The 23,528-nt window shown below is 36.0% G+C and carries 18 protein-coding genes and 1 other RNA gene; 10 read left to right on the forward strand and 9 right to left on the reverse strand.

The features are described from left to right. Positions 1-23: 23 nt before the first annotated feature. The 6 genes from IP023_RS07300 to IP023_RS07325 form a co-directional block, all read right to left on the reverse strand. The gene (locus tag IP023_RS07300) at positions 24-1,382 is read right to left on the reverse strand and encodes a sigma-54-dependent transcriptional regulator (RefSeq protein ID WP_241789610.1); all 1,359 of its coding nucleotides are present in this window, start codon (positions 1,380-1,382) and stop codon (positions 24-26) included. 50 nt (positions 1,383-1,432) lie between these two features. Continuing rightward, an RNA gene (gene rnpB / locus IP023_RS07305) (RNase P RNA component class A) lies at positions 1,433-1,815 on the reverse strand. 119 nt (positions 1,816-1,934) lie between these two features. Further along, entirely contained in the window at positions 1,935-2,321 is a 387-nt protein-coding gene (locus IP023_RS07310; RefSeq protein WP_241789611.1) for a hypothetical protein, read from the reverse strand. Between the two features lie 228 nt (positions 2,322-2,549). After that, positions 2,550-2,960: a hypothetical protein gene (locus tag IP023_RS07315; protein ID WP_241789612.1), complete on the reverse strand. Its 411-nt coding sequence runs from the start codon at positions 2,958-2,960 to the stop codon at positions 2,550-2,552. Positions 2,961-3,074: 114 nt separating this feature from the next. Continuing rightward, positions 3,075-4,772, reverse strand: coding sequence for an amino acid permease (locus IP023_RS07320; protein ID WP_241789613.1), 1,698 nt, complete (start codon positions 4,770-4,772; stop codon positions 3,075-3,077). Between the two features lie 29 nt (positions 4,773-4,801). Beyond that, positions 4,802-5,476: an ACP phosphodiesterase gene (locus IP023_RS07325; RefSeq protein ID WP_241789614.1), complete on the reverse strand. Its 675-nt coding sequence runs from the start codon at positions 5,474-5,476 to the stop codon at positions 4,802-4,804. An 86-nt stretch (positions 5,477-5,562) separates the two neighbouring features. Here IP023_RS07325 and tyrS point away from each other — a divergent pair, with 86 nt between their 5' ends. The 6 genes from tyrS to IP023_RS07355 all read left to right on the forward strand — a co-directional run bounded on the left by tyrS (position 5,563) and on the right by IP023_RS07355 (position 13,785). Then, positions 5,563-6,846 carry a tyrosine--tRNA ligase gene (gene tyrS / locus IP023_RS07330; protein WP_241789615.1) on the forward strand — a complete coding sequence of 428 codons (1,284 nt, stop codon included), beginning with the start codon at positions 5,563-5,565 and terminating at the stop codon, positions 6,844-6,846. Positions 6,847-7,012: 166 nt separating this feature from the next. Continuing rightward, the gene (locus IP023_RS07335; RefSeq protein WP_241789616.1) at positions 7,013-8,260 is read left to right on the forward strand and encodes a peptidase U32 family protein; all 1,248 of its coding nucleotides are present in this window, start codon (positions 7,013-7,015) and stop codon (positions 8,258-8,260) included. Continuing rightward, positions 8,253-8,480, forward strand: a complete 228-nt coding sequence (locus tag IP023_RS07340; RefSeq protein ID WP_241789617.1) for a ferredoxin — start codon at positions 8,253-8,255, stop codon at positions 8,478-8,480. The genes IP023_RS07335 and IP023_RS07340 overlap by 8 nt, the downstream gene beginning before the upstream one ends. A gap of 992 nt (positions 8,481-9,472) precedes the next feature. Next, a complete protein-coding gene (locus tag IP023_RS07345) occupies positions 9,473-10,660 on the forward strand; it encodes an aspartate aminotransferase family protein (RefSeq protein ID WP_241789618.1) in 1,188 nt (395 codons plus the stop codon). A gap of 33 nt (positions 10,661-10,693) precedes the next feature. After that, entirely contained in the window at positions 10,694-11,443 is a 750-nt protein-coding gene (locus IP023_RS07350) for an SGNH/GDSL hydrolase family protein (protein ID WP_241789619.1), read from the forward strand. An 89-nt stretch (positions 11,444-11,532) separates the two neighbouring features. Further along, positions 11,533-13,785, forward strand: coding sequence for an inorganic phosphate transporter (locus tag IP023_RS07355; RefSeq protein WP_241789620.1), 2,253 nt, complete (start codon positions 11,533-11,535; stop codon positions 13,783-13,785). A 77-nt stretch (positions 13,786-13,862) separates the two neighbouring features. On the opposite strand, the gene mtaB is transcribed toward IP023_RS07355, so the two are convergent. After that, positions 13,863-15,182 carry a tRNA (N(6)-L-threonylcarbamoyladenosine(37)-C(2))-methylthiotransferase MtaB gene (gene mtaB / locus IP023_RS07360; RefSeq protein ID WP_241789621.1) on the reverse strand — a complete coding sequence of 440 codons (1,320 nt, stop codon included), beginning with the start codon at positions 15,180-15,182 and terminating at the stop codon, positions 13,863-13,865. A 105-nt stretch (positions 15,183-15,287) separates the two neighbouring features. On the opposite strand from mtaB, the gene IP023_RS07365 reads away from it, so the two are divergent. The 3 genes from IP023_RS07365 (at position 15,288) to IP023_RS07375 (ending at position 17,459) form a co-directional block, all read left to right on the forward strand. Next, complete coding sequence (locus IP023_RS07365) at positions 15,288-15,971, forward strand: hypothetical protein (RefSeq protein WP_241789622.1); 684 nt, start codon at positions 15,288-15,290, stop codon at positions 15,969-15,971. 129 nt (positions 15,972-16,100) lie between these two features. Beyond that, entirely contained in the window at positions 16,101-16,922 is an 822-nt protein-coding gene (locus tag IP023_RS07370; RefSeq protein ID WP_241789623.1) for a thymidylate synthase, read from the forward strand. A gap of 42 nt (positions 16,923-16,964) precedes the next feature. After that, entirely contained in the window at positions 16,965-17,459 is a 495-nt protein-coding gene (locus tag IP023_RS07375; protein WP_241789624.1) for a dihydrofolate reductase, read from the forward strand. 130 nt (positions 17,460-17,589) lie between these two features. Here the strand turns inward: IP023_RS07375 and argH are convergent, their stop codons facing one another. Beyond that, on the reverse strand, positions 17,590-18,921 hold the full coding sequence (argH, locus tag IP023_RS07380; protein ID WP_241789625.1) for an argininosuccinate lyase: 1,332 nt from the start codon (positions 18,919-18,921) through the stop codon (positions 17,590-17,592). 302 nt (positions 18,922-19,223) lie between these two features. Continuing rightward, positions 19,224-20,168, reverse strand: coding sequence for a homoserine O-acetyltransferase MetA (metA, locus tag IP023_RS07385; RefSeq protein ID WP_241789626.1), 945 nt, complete (start codon positions 20,166-20,168; stop codon positions 19,224-19,226). Between the two features lie 290 nt (positions 20,169-20,458). Between metA and IP023_RS07390 the strand changes: the two genes are divergently transcribed. Next, positions 20,459-23,377: an alpha/beta hydrolase family protein gene (locus IP023_RS07390; protein WP_241789627.1), complete on the forward strand. Its 2,919-nt coding sequence runs from the start codon at positions 20,459-20,461 to the stop codon at positions 23,375-23,377. The last annotated feature ends 151 nt before the right edge of the window (positions 23,378-23,528 follow it).

Below are 23,528 nucleotides of genomic sequence, written 5' to 3' on the forward strand. Positions count from 1 at the left end.
GGGACACCTTCTTTATTTAATCATTATTGAATATTTTCCAATTTTTCCTTTAACAATTTAGGGTCAAGACCTATCAAATTAGCTGTTTTATTTAAGTCTTTATTATTTTTATTATACTTATGACTAATAAACCTATCCTCAGCAAAACCCATAAAATCACTTAAATTATCTATCTTATCTAAGTCAATCATCGAAGTATATCCAAAGTTCCCATTATGTGTAGATACCGTTGGGTTAGAATAAGTATCAACTTCTTTGTCAGTAATCTTATCACCACTAAGTATAATAAGACGTTCAATCATATTTCGAAGCTCCCGAATATTGCCCGTCCAAGGTAAAGCTTTTAAACGAACCATAGCCTCTTTGGTGATTTTTTTAATTGGAATATTATACTCTTCACATATATCCTTACAAAAAGATTCTGCAATAAGTGGAATATCATCTGTACGGTCTGTTAATGGTGGTACATGAATCAATATCACCCCTAAACGATGGTACAAATCCATTCGAAACTTACCTTCATCAATTTCTTTTAACAAATCTTTATTTGTAGCGGCAATTACCCTGACATTAACAATTATCTCTTTATCACCACCAACTCTGGTAATTTTATTTTCTTGCAGCACTCTTAATACTTTAGCTTGTGCAGACAAGCTCATATCGCCGATTTCATCTAAAAATAAAGTACCGCCATGCGCCTGTTCGAATTTCCCGATCCGTTGCTTTACAGCAGATGTAAAGGCTCCCTTTTCGTGTCCAAATAATTCTGATTCAATAAGCTCCGAAGGTATTGCGGCACAATTTACCTCAATTAAAGTAGATTCACTCCTATTAGATTTTTCATGCAACCAGCGTGCTACTAACTCTTTTCCGGCACCATTAGCACCCGTTATTAATACACGTGCTTCAGTAGGTGCGACTTTTTCAATACTCGACTTTATTAAAGCTATGCTTTCAGAATTTCCTAAGATGTCCTTGGTCCTAGGAACTTTCTTCTTTAATATTTTTGTTTCCTTAACAAGGTTCCCTTTTTCTAGGGCATTTCTTACTGTTATTAATAAACGATTAAGATCTAATGGTTTTTCTAAAAAATCAAATGCACCTTTCTTGGCTGCTTCTACAGCAGTTTCGATCGTTCCATGTCCAGAAATCATTATGAAAGGAACTTCAGAAAATTCTTTAGCTGCACTAAGAACTTCCATCCCATCCATTTTATTCATTTTAATATCACATAAAACAAGGTCTATTTTTTCCTTTTGAAGAATATCTAAACCATCCTTACCATTATCTGTGTCTAGGACTTTGTATTCTTCGTACTCCAAAATATCTCTAAGAGAACTCCGAATTGGACGCTCATCATCAATAACTAGTATCGTAATCATAAATTTGAATTGATTAGTAATCAAAATAAGAAAAAGAAAAGGAAAATCAAAAAAGAAGCAAACCTTTTAAGCCGGGTTCTGTACTCTAAGCTAGAGTTTCTATCATTTATCTAGGCTTGCACTTGCGCACAAGCTCCATCAACCTACCCATTGTAAATTCCAATAAATTGGAAGAAGACGAGCTACCTTCAACGTTTACAACCTATTTGGTTTTTCAACACACGAGGTTTACCGTAATATATGTCACCATACAATACCGTGAGCTCTTACCTCACGTTTTCACCCTTACCAAGAAACTCTTGGCGGTATATTTTCTGTGGCACTTTCTGTCTGCTAAAAAATAACAGCCTTCCCGTTAGGAAGCGTGTTGCTCTATGTTGCCCGGACTTTCCTCTCTCTTATAAATAAGACAGCGATAGAACCAGTTTGCTTCGCTGCAAAAATAAGGTTTAATTTATAATTATATGCACATAAAATAAAAAAGCAGTAACAAACTATTCCGTTGCACTGCTTTTTTATTTTATGTATTCCTGAAAAATAGATAATGATAGATTATTTCACTCTCTTATACTCATATTTAGACCAAATTGCAGTATTTACATCTGATCTAATAACAGAACTAAGCGTTGAATAATCATTTTTCAAATATAACTCATCAGTCGGTAGGCCTGATTTTAAACGCAACTGAATTTGATCAGGAATAGACTCCATTAATCCACTAACATTAGTTACGTCATATTTTACACCAGTAGTAACACCTTTATGTGTAACTCGTAGAACCTCCTTATAAAAAGTTATTTTTTCATAATAAGCATTTGGGGAATCGGCCACCCATTCACTACCATTTAAAGCTAAGGCGAGATCTTCTTGTACAGATTTAGCATTAAAACCATTAATTACATTTTCTTTACAAGAGAAAAGGCAGAGGACTAAGGACATTAAAACAATTATATTCTTCATAAGAGGCAATTATAGTTTTTCAAGGGGGCAAAAGTAAAAAATATAATCACAAAGAGATAAACTAAAAGAGAACTAACACCTTTAAGGAAATAATTAATACTAATAACTAAAATATTATATTCATTAACCTAAAAACAAAAAAAAGATCATAAAAAAAAGACCCCCTATAATAAAAGGAAGTCTTTTGTGTATGTATAAAAATAAAAACTATTTAATTCTAGTATAATGAGACTCACTAGTAAATGTACTAGCAGCATCTGTTCTTACAACAGATTGTAAGCTAGTATAATTATTTGAAAGATATATCTCATTCAAATATAAACCAGATTTTAATCGTAATTGTATTGTGTCAGGTAGCACCATCGTTGGTGAAGTAATATTTGAAACATGAAAACCCATTCGCTCTGGCGCACCATTTCTAATTGTTCCCTCTATTATTTCTTTATCAAATACTATTTTTGAATAATAAGCTTCACTAGAATTCGCAACCCACTCACTTTTATCTAAAGTATTTACTACATCTTGTTTTACAGATACTGAAGTATATCCTGCTACAATATTCTCTTTACAAGAGATAAAAACAGTTGCCAATGTGAATAGTACAATTAATTTTTTCATAGTTTGTATTGTAATTATATATAATTACAATACAATACAAACTATCAATTTGTTTTAAATTAATTCAAAACATACAGCTAAGTACATTTTAAGTCAATTTAATAACCTAAAATATTACTCATCATTGCTATTCAAAGCTCTCAATTTAGAATGCTTATATCCATAAATGAAATAGATTATTAAGCCAATAAGAAGCCAAATAACAAAAATAATCCAATTACTAGCGCCAAGTTCACTCATTAAATAGAGATTAATTAAAATTCCAATAACTGGAAGTAAGGAGAAATTATGTTTAAAACTAAGCACACTCATCACTAACCATGTCGCCCAAAATATTATAACTAATGATTTATGTACTATGACGTCTTTAGTTCCCAATGTCCCCCATTCGTTTAAGCTATCTTTACCATAGACAAACATTAAAACAATGCCAATTATAAGACTAAGTCCAACCAAATATTTACCATTAATATAAGGCACTTTAAATTTAGACTTCTTAGACAATCCTGATTTATCCATATATAGAACACCTGCACACACTAAGATAAATGCAAAGAAAGTACCTACCGAAGTAAGATCCACAAAAAAGTCCATCTTAAAAAACAATGCTGGTACCGCAACAACAATACCTGTGACAATAGTCGCAAATGAAGGTGTTTTATACTTCGGATGTATTGTTGCAAATTTTTTCCATAATAAGCCATCGCGACTCATCGTCATCCAAATACGTGGTTGTGCCAATTGGAAGACTAATAAAGCACTAGTGATAGCAATCACTGATGTTACAGAAATAATACCTGCCATCTTATCAAAACCAACATAAGAGAAAACATATGCTAAAGGATCTTTGACATTTAATTCTGTATAATTCACCATACCCGTTAGTACTAGGGTAATTAACACATATAAAACAGCACATATAACCAAACAATAAATCATAGCTTTGGGTAAGTCACGTTGTGGATTTTTGCATTCCTCCGCTGTTGTAGAAATTGAATCAAAACCTATAAAAGCAAAGAAAACAGCAGCTATTCCACTAAGCACTCCCCCCATTCCATTTGGTGCAAAAGGAGTCCAATTTTCTGGTTTCACATAAAATATTCCACCTACAATTACTAATATGATAATCCCTACTTTTATCAATACCATGATATTACTAGCGCGTTGAGACTCTCTAATCCCCCTGTACACCAACCAAGTAACTAAAACAGTAATCAAGCCAGCAGGCAAATCAAAAACAATAGGAATATCACCTATTTTGGGAGCTGTATTATAGGCTTGCAATGCTATCTTATCTATCCCCGTCAATTTGTCTACCCCTACTTCGAGCATCTTCGCATGTGCCTCTAAAGCATAGCCTGGTGCCATGGTTAGCCATTTAGGAATAAACAATCCAAATCCTTCACACATGGATACAAAGTATTGAGACCATGAAATTGCAACTACCATATTGGAAACAGCATATTCCAACACCAATGCCCATCCAATGATCCAAGCGAACAACTCTCCGAATGCGACATAAGCATAGGTATATGCTGAACCTGAAACGGGCACTGTACTTGCAAATTGTGCATAAGAAAGTGCGGTAAATACGCACGCAAAAGCCACAAACACAAATAATAAAGATACCGCAGGTCCTCCATTGAATGACGCTAATCCTATCGTACTAAATATCCCCGCCCCTACTATAGCGGCTATTCCTAAAGATACGAGGTCTTTTACACCTAATATTTTAGCCATCCCTGAACTATGCTCGTTAGCGTCTTTTAAAATTTGGTCAACACTTTTTTTACGAAAAAGCTGATTCATCATATATAATAATAGTTAATTTTCTTATTAGTCTAATTCAACGTCTGTTGAATATCAATGTATATATTGAAATAATTCTTTAGATGATTATTTTTATAATCATCTAGTCTAACTGCAAGTTCATCCAGATGAGACGTAGAAGCCTCAAATATCCAAATTCGTTTACATATATTATAAAGTGCATGCGGAATATTTTCAATATTTGCATAATTAGCAATATATCTAGCCTCAACAAAACGATCATAAAAACGAAAAAAACGATCTTCATCGATCCTATCAAACACTTTCAAATAGCTTTTAACAGAGTACTTATCTATATTTTCCAAATGATCATATAAGCGTGCTACGGAAAGTACATTATACGCTATTAGTAAATGGTCTAATAATAATTCTAAAGCTATATGTGCTAAAAAAGAAGGTCTTATAGGTAAATCACGTACGACATCTTCAATATCTTTACGTAACCGATGTGTATGTTCATAAAAAAATGGAGAACTATGAAACACTTTATCCACTTCAAGATGCCGCTTCCAACCCGTAGTAATTGCTAAATAATTTGGATTTGAATCTAACAGATGTTCGTATTTTTGAATTTGAAAGGAATAATTCTTATCCACATTTTTCAACAAATCAGGCAAAAACCCGCCAAATACTTGATGAGGATCTAAAGCATAACGTTCAAAATAATAGTGGGATAAAAAATTCAAAACTGTAATGGTTATGAGAAAATACTATGTAAGATACGGCATATTCTGTTATCTTTGCAATCTTAATTAAAATTAATCATATCGTTATGAATTTTGTAGAAGAATTACGTTGGAGAGGCATGCTTCAAGACATCATGCCGGGAACTGAAGATTTACTGAACAAAGAGAAAGTGTCAGGATATATCGGATTTGACCCAACTGGCGATTCTTTACATGTTGGGCATTTGACTCAAATCATGACTTTAATCCATTTTCAAAATGCAGGACATAAGCCCGTTGCTCTGGTAGGTGGCGCAACAGGTATGATCGGAGATCCTTCGTTCAAGTCTGCTGAGAGAAATCTTTTGGATGAAGCTACTTTACAGCACAATGTAAATAGTTTAAAAAATCAATTAGGGAAGTTTTTAACTTTTGGGGACGGAGAAAACGATGCCAAAATGGTAAATAACTACGATTGGTTTAAAGATTTCAGCTTTTTGGATTTTATTCGTGATGTGGGTAAGTTGATTACAGTCAACTATATGATGTCTAAGGATTCGGTAAAGAAACGCTTAGAAGGTGATAACGGTCTATCGTTCACTGAGTTTACTTATCAATTAATCCAAGGATATGATTTCTATTATCTATGGAAGCATCACAATTGTAAGATCCAAATGGGAGGCTCGGATCAATGGGGTAACATCGTGACAGGATCAGAAATGATTCGTCGCCAAGACCAAGGAACTGCCTATGCTCTTACAACACAATTGATAAAAAAATCAGACGGTCAAAAGTTTGGTAAAACAGAATCAGGTGCTATTTGGTTAGACCCCAAAAAAACATCTCCATTCAAGTATTACCAATTCTGGTTGAATGCTACAGATGATGATGCCAAAAACTGGATCAATATCTTTACATTACGTTCAAAAGAAGAATTAGAAGCTATCATAGCTGAACATGATGCTGCTCCACATTTGAGAACAGTACAAAAGGCATTAGCTAAAGATATCACTATCCGTACACACTCTGAGGAGGCCTACGAAACTGCTGTTAAAACATCTGAATTTTTATTTGGCAATGGTTCTTTAGAATTCCTTGCTAACTTAGAGCATGATGCTGTATTAGAAGTATTTGAAGGTGTTCCACAATTTATTATCCGCAAAGACGAGTTGTCACAAGGCATCAATATTCTCGATCTTTTAGCGACCAAAGCACAAGTATTTGCTTCTAAAGGTGAAGCAAAGAAAATGTTAGCTGGTGGTGGCGTATCCTTAAACAAAATAAAGCTTAGTGACATCGAACAAAATGTGACTACAGCTGACTTAATAAACAACAAATACTTAGTTGCTCAAAAAGGTAAAAAGAACTACTTCTTGATTATCGCTGAATAAGTACAATCTTTAGTATACCTAAAATAGGCTATTCCAAAGAGGAATAGCCTATTTTTGTATACGTCAATAAAACTTACAATCACCTCTTCTAGTAATATTCGTCACTATTTTTCGCTACCATCCTTTTTAATTTTGCATAGTCGTACTATAATTAGTGGAAAGAGAAATGATAGACAAATCGATATTTGAAGTAATGGCACCTGCAGGCTCTAAAGAAGCTATGGCGGCGGCCATAAAAGCTGGTGCAAATTCCGTATATTTTGGTATTGAGCAGCTCAATATGCGGGCACGCCAAACGAATAATTTCCTTATTGAAGATCTTCCAGAGATTGCGGAGCTGTGTAATAGCCATAATGCAAAAAGCTATATCACGCTAAATACGATCATCTATGACCATGATATCTCCTTGATGCGACGCATCATAGATCAAGCCAAAGAAGCTGGTATATCTGCCGTCATCGCTTCAGACCTAGCTGTGATGAGCTACTGCCGCAAGGTAGGTATGGAAGTCCATATCAGTACACAATCCAATATCACCAATATAGAAACTGTAGAATTCTATGCTACATATGCTGACGTAATGGTGATGGCGCGCGAATTGACCCTCAAACAGGTTGCCGATATTGTCAAAGTAATAGCGAAAAATGATATCCGTGGACCTAAGGGAGAACTTGTCCAGGTAGAAATATTTGCTCATGGTGCTTTATGTATGGCTGTGAGCGGCAAATGCTACCTTAGCCTACACTCTCACAATGCATCAGCTAACCGCGGTGCTTGCATACAAAACTGCCGTCGTGAATATACGGTAACCGATGAGGAAGGTATCGAATTAAAGATTGACAACGAATACATTATGTCGGCGAAAGACCTATGTACCATTGATTTCTTAGATAAAATCCTAGAAGCGGGAGTAGGTGTCCTAAAAATAGAAGGTCGTGGACGTGCTGCTGATTACGTTTATACCACTACCAAGTGTTATAGAGAAGCCGTCGATGCATTTGCAAATGGCACCTATACAATCGAAAAAGTAGAACAATGGAAGCATCAATTAAGTGAAGTATATAACCGAGGATTTTGGGATGGATACTATCTAGGTCGAAAAATGGGGGAATGGTCCAATGTACATGGCTCTGTGGCGACCAAGCGTAAAATATACCTTGGCAAAGGCATAAAATATTTTGATAAAGTGGCCGTTGGCGAATTCATAATAGAAAGCCAATCCTTACAGAAAGGAGATAAAATAATCGTCACTGGACCTACCACAGGATTTGTAGAAACAGAAGTGCAGGAGATACGATTAGATTCGGGGGAAATAGTAGACAAAGCAAGCAAAGGACAAACGATATCCTTCAAAATCGCAGATAAAATAAGACCATCGGACAAACTTTACAAAATCGTCGAAGCTAATGCCTAAGCTCATTCATTATAGACAGCGTTGTATCGGTTGCAATGCTTGTGTAGAAATTGCTTTTGATCGTTGGCGTATATCCAAGAAAGATGGTAAAGCAGTATTAATAGGGGGAATAGAGAAAAAAGGCGTCTTTCAAGCTACTATTAGGTATGACGAAGTAGAAGAAAATCTCCGTGTAGTAGAAGCGTGTCCAGTGAATGTTATCAAATTGGATGGTGTTTAACCGTAAGAAAAAACTCTATTTTTCATCCTAACAAGCTTTTCTATTGTCATCCTGACGACAGGAAGGATGTAATACCTTACTAAAGATGTTTCACTATGCTCAACATGACAAACCCATTTGACGGCAGGAAGGATCTAATACCTTACTAGAGATGTTTCCTTGCACTCAACATGACAAACCCATATGACGAAAGGAAGGATCTAACACAATACTGGAGATGTTTCCTTGCACTCAACATGACAAACCCATTTGACGAAAGGAAGGATCTAACACCTAAGCTGAGATGTACCCCTGCACTCAACATGACAAACCCATTTGACGACAGGAAGGATCTAACACAATACTAGAGATGTTTCCTTGTGCTCAACATGACAAACCGATTTCAAGACAGGAAGGATCTAACACAATACTAGAGATGTTTCACTATGTTCAACATGACAAACCGATTTGACGAAAGGAAGGATCTAACACAATACTGGAGATGTTTCCTTGCACTCAACATGACAAACCCATTTAACGACAGGAAGGATCTAATACCTTACTAGAGATGTTTCCTTGTGCTCAACATGACAAACCCATTTAACGACAGGAAGGATCTAACACAATACTAGAGATGTTTCCTTGTACTCAACATGACAAACCCATTTAACGACAGGAAGGATCTAATACCTTACTAGAGATGTTTCCTTGCACTTAACATAACATACCGATATGACGAAAGGAAGGATCTATATACCTTACTAGAGATGTTTCCTTGTGCTCAACATGACAAACCCATTTAACGACAGGAAGGATCTAACACTATACTAGAGATGTTTCCTTGCACTTAACATAACAAACCCATTTGACGACAGGAAGGATCTAACACTATATTAGAGAGGTTTCCTTGTGCTCAACATAACAAAACATATGCATTGTCATCTTGAAAAAAATGCAATACATAACTTAAAAAGTTAGTTTTTATACAACATTTTCCTTTGTACCTTTGTGATATGATTAGCAATAGAGAACTTTTTTTACGGAATACAGCACAAACCTCCAATAGTCCACGACTTATTGAGGTTGAAAAGGCTGAAGGATCTTACTTATACGGCCCCAAAGGCGAAAAATATTTAGACTTGGTATCGGGGTTTAATGTAAGTAATATTGGGCATCGCCATCCAAAAGTAATTGAGGCTATTCAAAATCAATTGGAAAAATACCTACACGTAACGGTATACGGTGAGTTTGTACAAGCACCACAAGTACAATTCGCGTCACAATTATTAGCGACACTACCCGCATCATTTGGCTCTGTTTATTTAACAAACTCAGGAGCCGAAGCCGTAGAAGGATCTATGAAGATAGCAAAACGCTATACCGGACGTAGACAAATAATAGCCGCTAAAAATGCCTATCATGGCAGTACCCAAGGCGCATTGAGCCTGATTGGAGGGACAGCTTACCAACAAGCATATGCCCCACTGCTACCAGAAATAGATTTTATAACATTCAACGACATAGTCGATTTAGATTCTATAACAACTAAAACGGCTGCTGTCATCGTAGAAGCAATCCAAGGAGAAGCTGGTGTACGTGTACCATCAGCCGAATATATGCAGGCATTACGTGCCCGCTGTACTGCAGTAGGTGCCTTATTGGTATTTGATGAAATACAAACGGGCTTCGGCCGTACAGGCAAACTATTTGCCTTTGAGCATTTTGGTATCGTTCCAGATATATTGATGCTAGCCAAAGGTATCGGAGGCGGTATGCCTTTGGGCGCATTTGTCGCACCCAAAGAAATAATGGATGTCATCAAAGACAACCCCATGTTGGGACATATCACTACATTCGGCGGTCATCCAGTATCATGTGCTGCAGCATTAGCATCCCTAAAAGTTATCCAAGAGGAACACCTTATCGAAGGAGTTGCGGCTAAAGCAGCCTTATTCCGTTCGGAGCTAAGTCACCCAAAGATCAAAGAAATAAGAGGGTTGGGATTAATGATGTGCTTGCAGTTAGCTAATTTCGATCAAGTATACAATGTTAGCAAATATTGTGCAGATCATGGTGTAATGATCGATTGGTACTTGCATTGTGAAACAGCATTACGCGTCGCACCACCATTGACGGTATCTAAAGAAGAAATATTAGAAGCTTGCCAAGTAATAAAAACTGCTATTGATAAATTCTGTTAATATCTCTACATTTAGGTAAATAAACCTAAACTTATGAATAACAGAAGAAAATTCTTAAAGCAAACTTTGGCTACAATAGGTACTACATTAATAGGTTCACAACTATTAAAAGCGGAATCTATATTACCCGAAAAGTCTAAAATCACCCTGCAGCAAAATGATGTTATCTTGTTTCAGGGTGATTCTATTACTGACCATGGTAGAAATAGAGATGTGCTGATTCCAAATGATATCAATGGCATGGGAAGAGGCTATGCTATGGTAGCTGCAAGCGCTATCCTTAATCAATATGCTGGCAAAAATATAGCGATTTACAATAGAGGCATCAGTGGGCACAAGGTCCCTCAACTGGAAGAACGCTGGCAAAAAGATTGTATAGACCTTAAACCAAATATCCTAAGTATACTTATAGGTGTAAACGACTACTGGCATACCCGCGATGGAAAGTACAAAGGTACAGCTGTCTCTTTTAAAGAATCCTACCAACGACTATTGGATAATACCCTAAAAAACTTACCAAACGTACAATTAATTATCGGCGAACCCTTTGCTGTAAAGAAAGTAAAGCATGTAGATGATACGTGGTATCCCGAATTCTTAGGTTATCAAAAAGTAGCTCGCGACATCGCAAAAGAATATAAAGCCCTATTGATACCATACCAAGAAGTATTTGATAAAGCTGAAAAAAGAGCAGCAGGAAATTATTGGACTACAGATGGTGTACATACTACGCTAGCAGGTGTAAATCTAATGGCAGAAGCTTGGTTAACAACCTTAAAATAATAAAATTTCATATTAACTACATAAAGAGTTAACATTAAATTAATACAACTTGAATTAATAGTGCCTAACTTTGTAGAAAAAAAAATAGTATGGATAATTATTTATATCTAGTAATCATAACATTAATAACCTTAGGGATTATTGATATTATGGTTGGCGTTAGTAATGATGCTGTAAATTTTCTTAACTCAGCTATTGGATCGAAAGCAATTCCATTTCGATTGATCATGATCTTAGCTACTGTAGGGATTTTATGTGGTGCCGTATTCTCAAGTGGTATGATGGAAATAGCACGTTCAGGCATATATGTACCTAGTATGTTCACCTTCAATGATGTTCTCGTCATATTTTTGGCGGTCATGATAACAGATATTATTCTGTTGGATGTATTTAACTATTTTGGTCTACCTACATCTACTACAGTTTCTATAGTATTTGAGTTACTCGGAGGTGCTGTATGTTTGGGACTTTATAAGATTGCCACCACTTCGGGCGATTGGTCTACCTTATCACAATATATAAATACGGAGAAAGCTTCCGAAATCGTTATTAGTATATTATTATCCGTTATCCTATCTTTCACGTTAGGTATGGCTGTACAATATGTATCTCGTTTGATTTTTACCTTCAATTTCGAGAAAAAACTAAAGACATTTGGTGTATTATTTGGTGGTATTGCATTGGCTGCAATCAATTATTTCATATTAATAAAAGGTCTAAAATCAGTAACATTTATTGACGCTAGTGTAAAAGAATGGATCAGTACGCATGAATTGCATTTAATACTAGGCTGTTTTGTTGTCTTCACTATACTTAGTTATATTATTACGAGACTCAATATCAATATCCTTAAAGTAATCATCGGTGTTGGTACATTTGGATTAGCATTATCATTTGCTGGCAATGACTTGGTGAATTTTATTGGTGTACCCGTTGCAGCAATACAAGCGATCGGCTTCTTTCAGCAGGCTGGTGGTGATCCAAATACATACATGATGACAGAATTAGGTTCTGCAGATATTGTAGCCCCATTATGGATCCTTGCAGCTGCAGGAGTTGTCATGATTACGACTTTATGGACCTCCAAAAAAGCACGCACAGTACTCGAAACAGAGATGAACCTGAGTAGTCAAGAGGGTGCTACAGAGAAATTTCAACCTAATACATTCTCACGCCTTGTTGTTAGAGCATTTATCAACCTAGGTATAGGATTGAGCTATATCATGCCGCGTGCGCTACAAGCACGCTTAGATAGTCGCTTTGAAGGTAAAGAAATACCTAAAAAGAAAAATAACGAAGAGCCGATGTTTGATATGGTACGTGCCTCCGTCAATCTAATGGTTGCCAGTAGTCTTATTGCATTAGGAACTTCTATGAAACTTCCTTTGTCAACGACCTATGTTACCTTTATGGTAGCGATGGGTACAGCCTTTGCCGATCGTGCTTGGGATAGAGAGTCTGCAGTATACCGTGTATCTGGGGTTTTACATGTAATCGGAGGTTGGTTCTTTACTGCTGCAAGTGCATTTGCTGGAGCCTTTGTGTTTGCATATCTCTTAAAAATAGGTGGTATCATGACCTTTGTAGGTGCTTTAATATTGCTTGCTATCCTATTATTTCAAAATGCCCGTAAACACAAAAAGAAAGTAGCCGAACAAACACAACGAAAGTTAAAATTAGTAAAAGAAGATATTCATACTTTACAACAAGTAACAGAATCTAGCTCAGCGCAAATAGCAGAAGTATTTGCAAAGACCAACATATTCTTCAAAGAAATCATTGATGGACTTATACGCAATGATCTAACTTCACTATCGGTAAACAAAAAACTGATAAAAAAAATCAATAGAGATCTCGATTCTACGAATGATACACTTTATGACTTTATCCGTAATCTCGACGATACTACAGCCAAAGGAAGTAGATATTATATCATGTCATTGGGCTATATGCAAGATATCATAGAAAATCTATATGTCATTGCTAATAATGCCTACAACCACGTAGATAATAACCACAAGCCCTTGAAAACGTATCAGGGTGAAGATCTAATGCTTGTAGCAAATGCATTAGGAAATTGGTATGCTGAGGTATATAATATGTATAAACGTCTTGAATTTGGGAAGATAGACAACAATATGACAGAACGTGATCAACTATTGAAAATCACGAATAATCTTTTAGATAAGCAGATTGAGCATATTCGTACAACAGAAAATAGCCCTAAAAATAGTAAGCTATATTTCTCAATACTCTTAGAAACAAACGAATTAATAAGCTCTACCTTCAAATTGCTCAAACTACATAAAGAGTTTGAAGAATTTAAAAAGCATCATAAATAACAGTATAAATACATACAAAAGAAACGGCTCGATTGAAATTCAATCGAGCCGTTATTATTTTAGCGTAAAGTGATATACTAATGTGTTAATATCTCACGAATCTCTTCGATATCTACCTCACCGTTGTCAGAGATACTCCTATATTTGACAGGAACAATCTCATTTACTAACAAAGGATCATATGCCGTTCTTACTTTAACATAGTTTTTAGAGAAACCATGCATATAGCCATCTTTGATATCACCTTCAAACAATACCTCTCCTACGGCACCTATATTCTCTTCATAGAAAGCTCTTCTTTTCTTCTCTGACAATATATGTAGCATCTTGCTACGATCCGAACGCTGTGATCCTGGAACAGCACCTTCCATCTGTGCAGCGATGGTATTTTCGCGCTCTGAATAGGTAAATACGTGTAGGTAAGAAATACTTAAATCATTCAAAAAATTGTAGGTATCGATAAAATCCTCACGTGTCTCACCCGGGAACCCTACTATCACATCTACACCAATACATGCATTAGGCATTAAAGATTTGATCTTAGTGACACGCTCTGCATACAACTCACGTTTGTAGCGGCGACGCATCTGCGCCAATACTTTATTGTTGCCCGATTGTAAAGGCATATGAAAGTGTGGAACGAAACGCTTTGATTGGGCTACAAACTCAATAATCTCATTTGCTAAAAGATTGGGTTCGATAGAAGAAATACGAATACGATCTATTCCTTCGACATCGTCCAATGCTTTTACTAAATCCAAAAACTTGTCCTGACGTTTACCATCACGGATACCATAATCACCGATATTGACACCAGTCAACACGATTTCCTTTACCCCTGAAGCAGCAATCTCTTCGGCCTGACGTACAATATCTTCTATCTTGCCCGAGCGTGAAGCGCCACGTGCCAGAGGTATCGTACAGAAGGTACATGAATAATCACAGCCGTCCTGAACTTTCAAAAAAGTACGTGTACGATCACCAATAGAATAGGCTGTTACAAATTGATTTGTTTCATCGATAGGACCATTATGGATTACCGTTTTCTCTTGCTTAGTCAAGTCATTGATATGCTCAATGATATTGAACTTCTCTGCAGCACCGAGTACCATATCTACACCAGGGATCTCTGCGATCTCTTTGGGCTTCAACTGTGCATAACAACCGACAATAGTTATGTAGGCATTGGGCGAATGCTTCAATGCTTCCTTGACTACTTTGCGACATTTCTTATCCGCATTGTCCGTTACCGAACAGGTATTGATAACATAAACATCAGCAGGTGAATCAAAGGAAACAGAATCATACCCTGCATCTTTAAACTGACGTCCAATAGAAGATGTCTCCGAAAAATTCAGCTTACACCCTAGCGTATAGAAAGCGACTTTTTTATTCATAGTAATTTTGCAAAAATACGCTTTTTTTTAGACTTAAGGACAAAGTTGAAACATTTGAGATGTTAATGACATTTTTTATATATTTAAACTATTAAACAAGAGCACATGAATTACCTCTCTACAGTACTTCAAAAAACAGATTCTCAGGATATAGATGACATGATTGAAGCAATAGAATATTCATTTGACATCATATTTGTAGAAAAAGAGCTTTCAGAAATAAATTCTATTCGAGCACTTTGTAACTTGATATGCTCCAAAATAAACTTCCTGCAGCGGGATACATGTACTACACAGCAGGCCTTCTACAAATTCAGAAAAGCATATTACCATACGCAAAATACAACGATATCCTTGCACACAACGAGCCTACTAACCGATATCTTTCCCAAAAAACAACGTAGACAAAATTTGGCTCAGATTGAGAAAGAGCTCGGTATCAAAATCGATGTTCTTCAGCCTTCTACTTGGATATCAAGCTCCCTATTGCTACTATTTGTAGGATGTATCGTTTTATTATTTACAAGCCCTATGCTCGCTATCTTCGGGCTTATATCTACAATAACCACTTATATACTGATGCATAAATTTACAAATCGTTTTACCATACATAGCGTCAAAGATCTAATTACCATTATAGTGAAAGAAAACTATCAAAAACTTAGAAGCTCAGACACCTACAATCCCAAAGAAATAGAACCTTTAGTGATTAGTTATTTTAAGGATCAATTGGGACTTGATGATACAAAATTTGACCAATACGCAACATTTAACAGGCGCAATTTTTAGGTACTAATTCCCTAAAATGCTAACTTAGTAAGATTTTAGTTTTGGATCCAAATATTTTACATTCCCTTGGAGATGTGGTAAGCCAAAATATAGATTAGTATTAAAGAACACGATATTTAAAAAAAGAATATGAAGCAATATTTAGATTTACTAAAGCACGTATATACCACAGGTGTAGACAAGACAGATAGAACAGGAACAGGTACACGCAGTGTTTTTGGTTATCAAATGCGCTTCAATCTAAAAGAAGGATTCCCATTAGTAACAACTAAAAAATTACACTTACGTTCTATCCTTCACGAGCTGATATGGTTTCTCAAAGGAGACACCAATATCAAGTATCTAAAAGAAAATGGCGTAAGCATCTGGGATGAATGGGCAGATGAAAATGGCAACTTAGGCCCTGTCTATGGTTCTCAATGGCGATCATGGCCGACGCCCGATGGTAGACATATCGATCAGATAGCACAAGTGATAAAACAACTAAAGACATCACCAGATTCACGACGTATTATCGTATCGGCATGGAATGTTGCAGAGATTGAAAATATGGCTCTACCGCCATGTCATGCCTTCTTCCAGTTTTATGTAGCACCAGCACAACCAGAGAAAGGAATCCTAAAGCCACAGCTATCCTGCCAATTGTACCAGCGTAGCGCCGATATATTCTTGGGTGTGCCCTTTAATATAGCATCATATGCACTCTTGACCATGATGGTAGCACAGGTATGCGATATGGAAGCAGCAGATTTTGTACATACCTTGGGCGATGCGCATGTTTACAACAACCACTTTGCACAAACAGAGCTACAGCTTTCGCGCGAACCAAAGGCTTTGCCACAAATAGTAATAAATCCGGAGATAAAGGATATTTTTGATTTCAAATTTGAAGATTTTGAGCTGGTGAATTACGAGAGTCATCCACATATCAAAGCTCCTGTAGCCGTATAATATTTATCGTTAGAACAATAAGAGAGATTAATAGAGAACAAGATGAGTGATATTAAAATAACTTTAATCGTTGCTGCTGCTGAAAACAACGCAATAGGAAAAAATAATCAAATGCCTTGGCATCTGCCAAATGACTTCAAGTATTTTAAGAAAAATACATTGGAGCATTCGGTAGTGATGGGACGCAAAACATATGAATCGATCGGCAAACCTCTTCCAGACCGTCGTAATATCGTGTTGACAAGAGACCTAAAATACAGCAATGATGAGGTCGATGTAGCCAATAGCATACAGGAGATTTTCAACTATTGCCGTGATGAGCGCGAAGTATTTATCATCGGTGGTGCTGAGGTGTACAAACAAACATTACCTATCGCAGATAAGATATTATTGACACGTGTACATACAACGATAGATGGAGATTCCTTTTTCCCAGAGCTATTAGATCATCAATGGAAATTAGTAAGTGCGGAGAAAAATGAAAAAGACGAAAAACATGCTTTCGATTATACTTTTGAAGTATACGAAAAGATATAAGTAATGAAATAGCTTTACAGGTATTTTGCGCAAGTTAATAAATACCGATAGCATAAAACTGAAGATTTATAACATAACAAAAGCGCCCTAAATAATAAGGCGCTTTTGTTATGTTATAAAGAATTGGATATTATCGAACCAATTCTTCTAGCGCCTTCTCTACTTTTTCGAAGCCAAAATCAGCTTTTACTTCCGCAAACATGCGCTTTATTTCATCATTACATAGATTACCAATACTTCCTTCGTGCGTATGGTTTACTTCTTTAGAAGGTTTAAATGTCCCCTCTTCTATCGCAAGGCCAATATTTTTATATGCCTCACGGAAAGGAATCCCTTGCAATACTTCGTTATTTACCACTTCTACGGAGAATAGGTAATCGTATTTAGGATCATCCAAGATGCTATCTTTGATACTTATATTGTCCAACATAAAAGTTGCTATCTCTAAGCAATCATTCAACGATTGGAAAGCAGGGAACAAATTCTCTTTCAACAATTGCAAATCACGGTGATAACCTACCGGTAGGTTAGTCGTCATCATAGCGATTTCTGTCGGCAAAGCTTGAATTTTATTGCATCGAGAACGTATCAATTCAAAAACATCCGGGTTCTTCTTGTGTGGCATGATACTCGACCCTGTCGTCAAATGCGCCGGGAACGAAATAAATCCAAAATTTTGATTTATAAACAAGGTTACATCCATTGCAAATTTTGCTAAAGAAGCAGCGATAGAACTCATAGCTTGCGCTAATATACGCTCTGTCTTACCGCGCCCCATTTGTGCATATACAACGTTATAATTTAGGTCATCAAAACCTAATAATTGTGTTGTCATCGTACGATTCAACGGAAAAGAAGAGCCATAACCTGCAGCCGATCCTAGCGGATTTTTATTACATACCGACCATGCAGCTTTCAATAAGTGTAAATCATCTACTAAGCTTTCGGCATAAGCACCAAACCACAAGCCAAAAGAAGATGGCATAGCAATCTGCAAGTGAGTATATCCTGGCATAAGTACATTTTTATATTGCTCACTCAATTTTATCAATTGATTAAACAATAACTCTGTATTATTGAAAATACTATGTATTTCTGAACGGAAATACAATTTCAAATCTACCAATACCTGATCGTTACGTGAACGTCCAGAGTGAATCTTCTTACCCGCCTCCCCAATACGTTGCGTCAGCATCATCTCTACTTGAGAATGTACATCTTCAACACTATCTTCAATTAGAAATTTACCGGCTAATACTTCTTGGTATATATTCTTTAACTCTTGTTGAACAGCCGTTAAGTCTTCATCCGTCATCAAACCAATGCTATTCAGCATACGTGTATGTGCCAACGAACCTAATACATCAGCTCCTGCCAAATGCATATCCATTTCGCGGTCACGCCCTACGGTAAATGATTCAACGAAAGAATCAACATCTATATTTTTTTGCCAAATTTTCATCTACTAAACTTTAATGAAAACAAAAATAGTATAAATTTTGTTATACTATTTGAATTCGAGGAACTTTATGATACGATCAGCATTAAAAAACAACTTGATATTATCCTTGATAATATTTAATCTTGGATTAATACTTTACTTAGCATTTTCGGAAATGAATAATGTTCATCTTACTAATACGGATCCTCCACCTTATATATCCGAGCAATTAAGATGGGTCATTGCAGTAGGTATTATTTTATTTGGGGCCCTATCGATTATCTACTCGGTGCATAAAATATTTAAAGAGAATAAAAAACTCGTTAACTCTGAATCTTCAAGTCCCCAAGATGTTTAACCTCGTTAACATCAAAAGGAGTCTCTTGATACACATAATAGTTCAACCAATTATTAAATAGCAAATTGGCGTGCCCAGACCAGCGAACAACAGGCTCTTCGTCGGGATTATCATTTTTATAATAATTGTCAGGAACATCAATTTCTAAGCCTTTTTCACGATCTCGGACAAATTCTTCATGTAATGTCAATGGTGAATATTCAGAATGTCCTGTCAGATAAAGTTCACGACCACCACGCGTAGAGACAATAGAAATACCCGCTTTGTCAGACTCCGAAAGGATTTTTATAGCAGGATTTTTTAAGATGTCTTCTTTTTCTACGGTTGTATGTCTACTGTGTGGAATATAAAACTCATCATCAAAACCACGGAATAAAGGGTCTAATTTATCTTCAGCGGAATGCTTAAATACACCAAACAACTTCTTATCCAAAGGTTTCTTTTCTATACCATAGAAATGATATAAGGCAGCTTGAGAAGCCCAACATATATATAAAGTCGATGTTACATGTTTGCGTGCCCAATCAAATATTGTTTTTATTTCATTCCAATAGGTCACCTCTTCGAAAGGTAACATCTCTACTGGGGCACCAGTAATGATCATACCATCATAAAAATTATCACTTATTTCAGAAAAACTTTTGTAGAATAACTCTAGATGTTCCTCCGGAGTATTTTTTGATACATGTGTATCTAAGCGTAAAAACTCAAGTTCTACTTGCAAAGGATTATTAGAAAGTAAACGGATAAAATCAGTTTCCGTAGAAATTTTTAAGGGCATTAGATTTAAGATCAATAACTTCTGAGGACGAATATCTTGTGTATTCGCTCTTAAATCACTCATCACAAATATATTTTCACCCTTTAATAATTCTATAGCAGGTAAGTTGTAAGGTATTTTTACTGGCATCGTATAATTCTTTTCAAGACGTGGCTAAGGTAAAAATATATTGATTAAAGAACAACATAAAAATCAAATAATACTATTATTCCCATATTAAATAACAGAGCATTACATACTTTTAGTTTATTACATTAACTAATAGTGACAAGACATGCGTCAAAGAAATAGTATATGAATGGAATCGCAAGCAGGCATATCTATTGTGTAATATAAGAATTACTTTCTAGGAAGAATCCTTGTATTAAAAATACAATGCATATTTTTACAGAATCAAACTACAATACCAATCTTTCAATATGAATAAAAAATCATTATTATTTATAGCTTGCCAATTAGCTTGGGTAGCATCATATGCGCAAGAGCACAAAAAACCGCTAACTTGGCAAGATATACCATCATGGCAATATATACGTACCAATGGGGCTGCTACATCCGATGATGGTCAATGGTTAGCTTATGTATCAGGACCGACACAAGGTGACCTTACACTATCCTTACGGAATACCTCCGATACTACTAATTATAAATACAACATCGGGGGACTCAACTCCCTTATTACGTTTAACAAAAATAGCCAATATGCAGCATTCTTTGAATCACCAAACTATAAGGAGATCAAAGCCAATGAAAAGGCTAAAAAACCAAATAGTAGGAAACTAAAAGTCATTTCGCTAAAGGATACAGCGTCATTAACATTTGATAAAGTACAGGGATTTGACTTTTCTAATGATGACAATAGATGGATTGCTGTCCGCTTTCAGCCTACTATTACACCTGGACCAAGAGGAGAAGATGCTGGGAAGGGTAGTGATTTATTATTATACAATCTAATCACAAAAAAAAGCTATAATCTAGGTAATATAAGTGATTACAAATTCAATAAATCAGGGCAATATTTAGCCTATACCGTTGATGCAAATGGCAAAAATGGCAATGGTATATTCGTGATGGATTTAGCAACAGGCTTGACCAATGCCCTAGAAAATGATAAAGCCAATTACGCTAAAATCAACTGGAATAAAGAAGGTACAGCCTTTTCATTACTAAAATCTAAAAAAGACAAAAAATATAAAACGCCAATATATACTTTGATAGGTATAAAAAATATCAAAGGTAACGATGCAGAACTATTTACCTATACAGGGTTAGATGAGAACCAAATATCTGCAGGCTATGGCATCAGTGAAAATAGCATCCCCTATTGGAGTAAGGATTTGAACACTTTATTTTTCGGTATCAGTAAGCTCGAAAAGACAGCGGAAGAAAAAGAAGCTGCAAAAAAAACTACTGCATCAGCTAAAGATAGTACGCATACGAATATAGCACTTCGTAAAGATAGTACATCACAAGGTGCAGATACAACAGCCAACAATAAATCAAAAATAGCAAAAGCCAAACCTACAGCAGCTGTAAATAAAAAGGATTTAGAAAAACCAGATATGATTATCTGGAATTGGCAGGACAAGCGATTACAATCGGCACAAAAAACACAATTGTCACGCGACAAAAACTATAATGCCATGAGTGCATGGAATATAAAAACCAACAGATTTATATCTCTTGCAGATAGTGCCATTAAAAATATTGCGTTAGCACCAAATCAACAGATAGGATATGCAATAGATGTAACGCCCTATGAATATACCTCCAATTTAGATGGCCAAAGCTATGGGGATTTATATATCGTGGATATAGCAACAGGCGAAAAAAAATTGGCTATAGAAAAATTGTATCTAAATGCAGCTAGAGGTTTAAGCTTCTCACCCAATAGTCAATATTTGCTGTACTATCAAGATGGCCACTATTTTACCTTAGCAGTAAATACATTAGCAAAAGTTAATATTACTAAAAATATCCCGGCATCATTCGTAGATAGCTATGATGACCACAATATCATCAATGTACCTACAGGCAGCTATGGATGGTCAATAGACAACAAATATATCCTCTTAAAAGACAATTTTGATTTGTGGAAAGTATCGGCAGATGGCAAGACTTATACCGCAATAACAGACAATTGGAAAAACAGTAAATTAAAAACTACACAGTACAACAGATTGTATGAGGATGATGAAGGTATAGATTTTAAAAAAGATCAATACTTCAATATCATTAACGATGCGAATAAGCAACAAGGCATCGCGGTATTACCTGCAAACAAAAACCAAGTAGAGATACTCAAGATTGATGATATCACAATAAGTCCTCTACGCAAGGCAAAAAAAGCAGATACCTATTTCTACAGTATAGAAAAAAGTCAACAAGCACCCGAAATATTTGTCACTGACAAATCCATGAAGGCAGCTAAGCAACTGACTTCAAATACCCCAGACACAGCACAATACGGTATATCGGCAGGTTCAAAATTAATAAATTATGTAAGCAGCAATGGAGATACATTGCAGGCAACATTATATCTACCTGCTAATTATGTAGAAGGCAAATCATACCCTACAATTACGTATATATACGAAAGATTGACCGATGAAAAGAATACGTTCTCACAACCAGCATATCCAGGTGGCGGATTCAATAGAGCGATGTATACAAGTAACGGCTATGCTGTATTGATGCCAGACATCAGCTATACGCTCAATGATCCAGGTATGTCTGCTGTAGCATGCGTAGTACCTGCTGTCAAAGAAGCTATCAAAACAGGTATCGTAGATGCTGACAACATAGCTATACACGGACACTCATGGGGCGGTTATCAAACAGCATTTTTGATCACGCAAACAGATATCTTCAAAGCTGCTGTTGCAGGAGCTCCATTGACAAATATGATATCCATGTACTCCCTAATCTACTGGAACTCTGGTTCTTCAAACCAAGCGATTTTTGAATCAAGCCAAGGGCGATTAACTACAGGATATTGGGACAATTGGGATGCCTACACACGCAACTCACCTATATATCATATCAAAAAAGTAAATACACCATTGATCATTATGCACAATGACAAAGATGGTGCCGTAGATTATACCCAAGGAATTGAATATTTCAATGGACTAAGAAGATTGAATAAGCCAGTAGTCATGCTTACCTACAATGGTGAAAATCACGGCTTGGTAAAAGAAGTAAATCGTAAAGATTATGCTGTACGTATGATGGAATATTTTGACCATTACCTCAAAGGAAAACCTGCACCAATATGGTGGTCAAAGGGAATAAACTATATGGATATGGATAAACATCTGGAAGATAGAGCCTTCTAACAAGGGACAAATCCTGATTAATACTAAAGGGTATTTCGATACTGAGATGCCCTTTAGTATTAAATAAAATATATAAATGCGAACTACACACTATATATTTTGGTATTCCCTAATTGCTAATATTAATTCACTAGTGCTAAATTAGTACAGA

The organism is Sphingobacterium rhinopitheci (assembly GCF_022627575.1).
Lineage (GTDB): Bacteria > Bacteroidota > Bacteroidia > Sphingobacteriales > Sphingobacteriaceae > Sphingobacterium > Sphingobacterium rhinopitheci.

Excerpts from the sequence above, each read along its gene's own strand:
- IP023_RS07300 (WP_241789610.1), bottom strand. The coding sequence starts at position 1,382 with ATGATTACGATACTAGTTATTGATGATGAGCGTCCAATTCGGAGTTCT.
- IP023_RS07310 (WP_241789611.1), bottom strand. The coding sequence starts at position 2,321 with ATGTCCTTAGTCCTCTGCCTTTTCTCTTGTAAAGAAAATGTAATTAAT.
- IP023_RS07315 (WP_241789612.1), bottom strand. The coding sequence starts at position 2,960 with ATGAAAAAATTAATTGTACTATTCACATTGGCAACTGTTTTTATCTCT.
- IP023_RS07320 (WP_241789613.1), bottom strand. The coding sequence starts at position 4,772 with ATGATGAATCAGCTTTTTCGTAAAAAAAGTGTTGACCAAATTTTAAAA.
- tyrS (WP_241789615.1), top strand. The coding sequence starts at position 5,563 with ATGAATTTTGTAGAAGAATTACGTTGGAGAGGCATGCTTCAAGACATC.
- IP023_RS07335 (WP_241789616.1), top strand. The coding sequence starts at position 7,013 with ATGATAGACAAATCGATATTTGAAGTAATGGCACCTGCAGGCTCTAAA.
- IP023_RS07340 (WP_241789617.1), top strand. The coding sequence starts at position 8,253 with ATGCCTAAGCTCATTCATTATAGACAGCGTTGTATCGGTTGCAATGCT.
- IP023_RS07345 (WP_241789618.1), top strand. The coding sequence starts at position 9,473 with ATGATTAGCAATAGAGAACTTTTTTTACGGAATACAGCACAAACCTCC.
- IP023_RS07350 (WP_241789619.1), top strand. The coding sequence starts at position 10,694 with ATGAATAACAGAAGAAAATTCTTAAAGCAAACTTTGGCTACAATAGGT.
- IP023_RS07355 (WP_241789620.1), top strand. The coding sequence starts at position 11,533 with ATGGATAATTATTTATATCTAGTAATCATAACATTAATAACCTTAGGG.
- mtaB (WP_241789621.1), bottom strand. The coding sequence starts at position 15,182 with ATGAATAAAAAAGTCGCTTTCTATACGCTAGGGTGTAAGCTGAATTTT.
- IP023_RS07365 (WP_241789622.1), top strand. The coding sequence starts at position 15,288 with ATGAATTACCTCTCTACAGTACTTCAAAAAACAGATTCTCAGGATATA.
- IP023_RS07370 (WP_241789623.1), top strand. The coding sequence starts at position 16,101 with ATGAAGCAATATTTAGATTTACTAAAGCACGTATATACCACAGGTGTA.
- IP023_RS07375 (WP_241789624.1), top strand. The coding sequence starts at position 16,965 with ATGAGTGATATTAAAATAACTTTAATCGTTGCTGCTGCTGAAAACAAC.
- argH (WP_241789625.1), bottom strand. The coding sequence starts at position 18,921 with ATGAAAATTTGGCAAAAAAATATAGATGTTGATTCTTTCGTTGAATCA.
- metA (WP_241789626.1), bottom strand. The coding sequence starts at position 20,168 with ATGCCAGTAAAAATACCTTACAACTTACCTGCTATAGAATTATTAAAG.
- IP023_RS07390 (WP_241789627.1), top strand. The coding sequence starts at position 20,459 with ATGAATAAAAAATCATTATTATTTATAGCTTGCCAATTAGCTTGGGTA.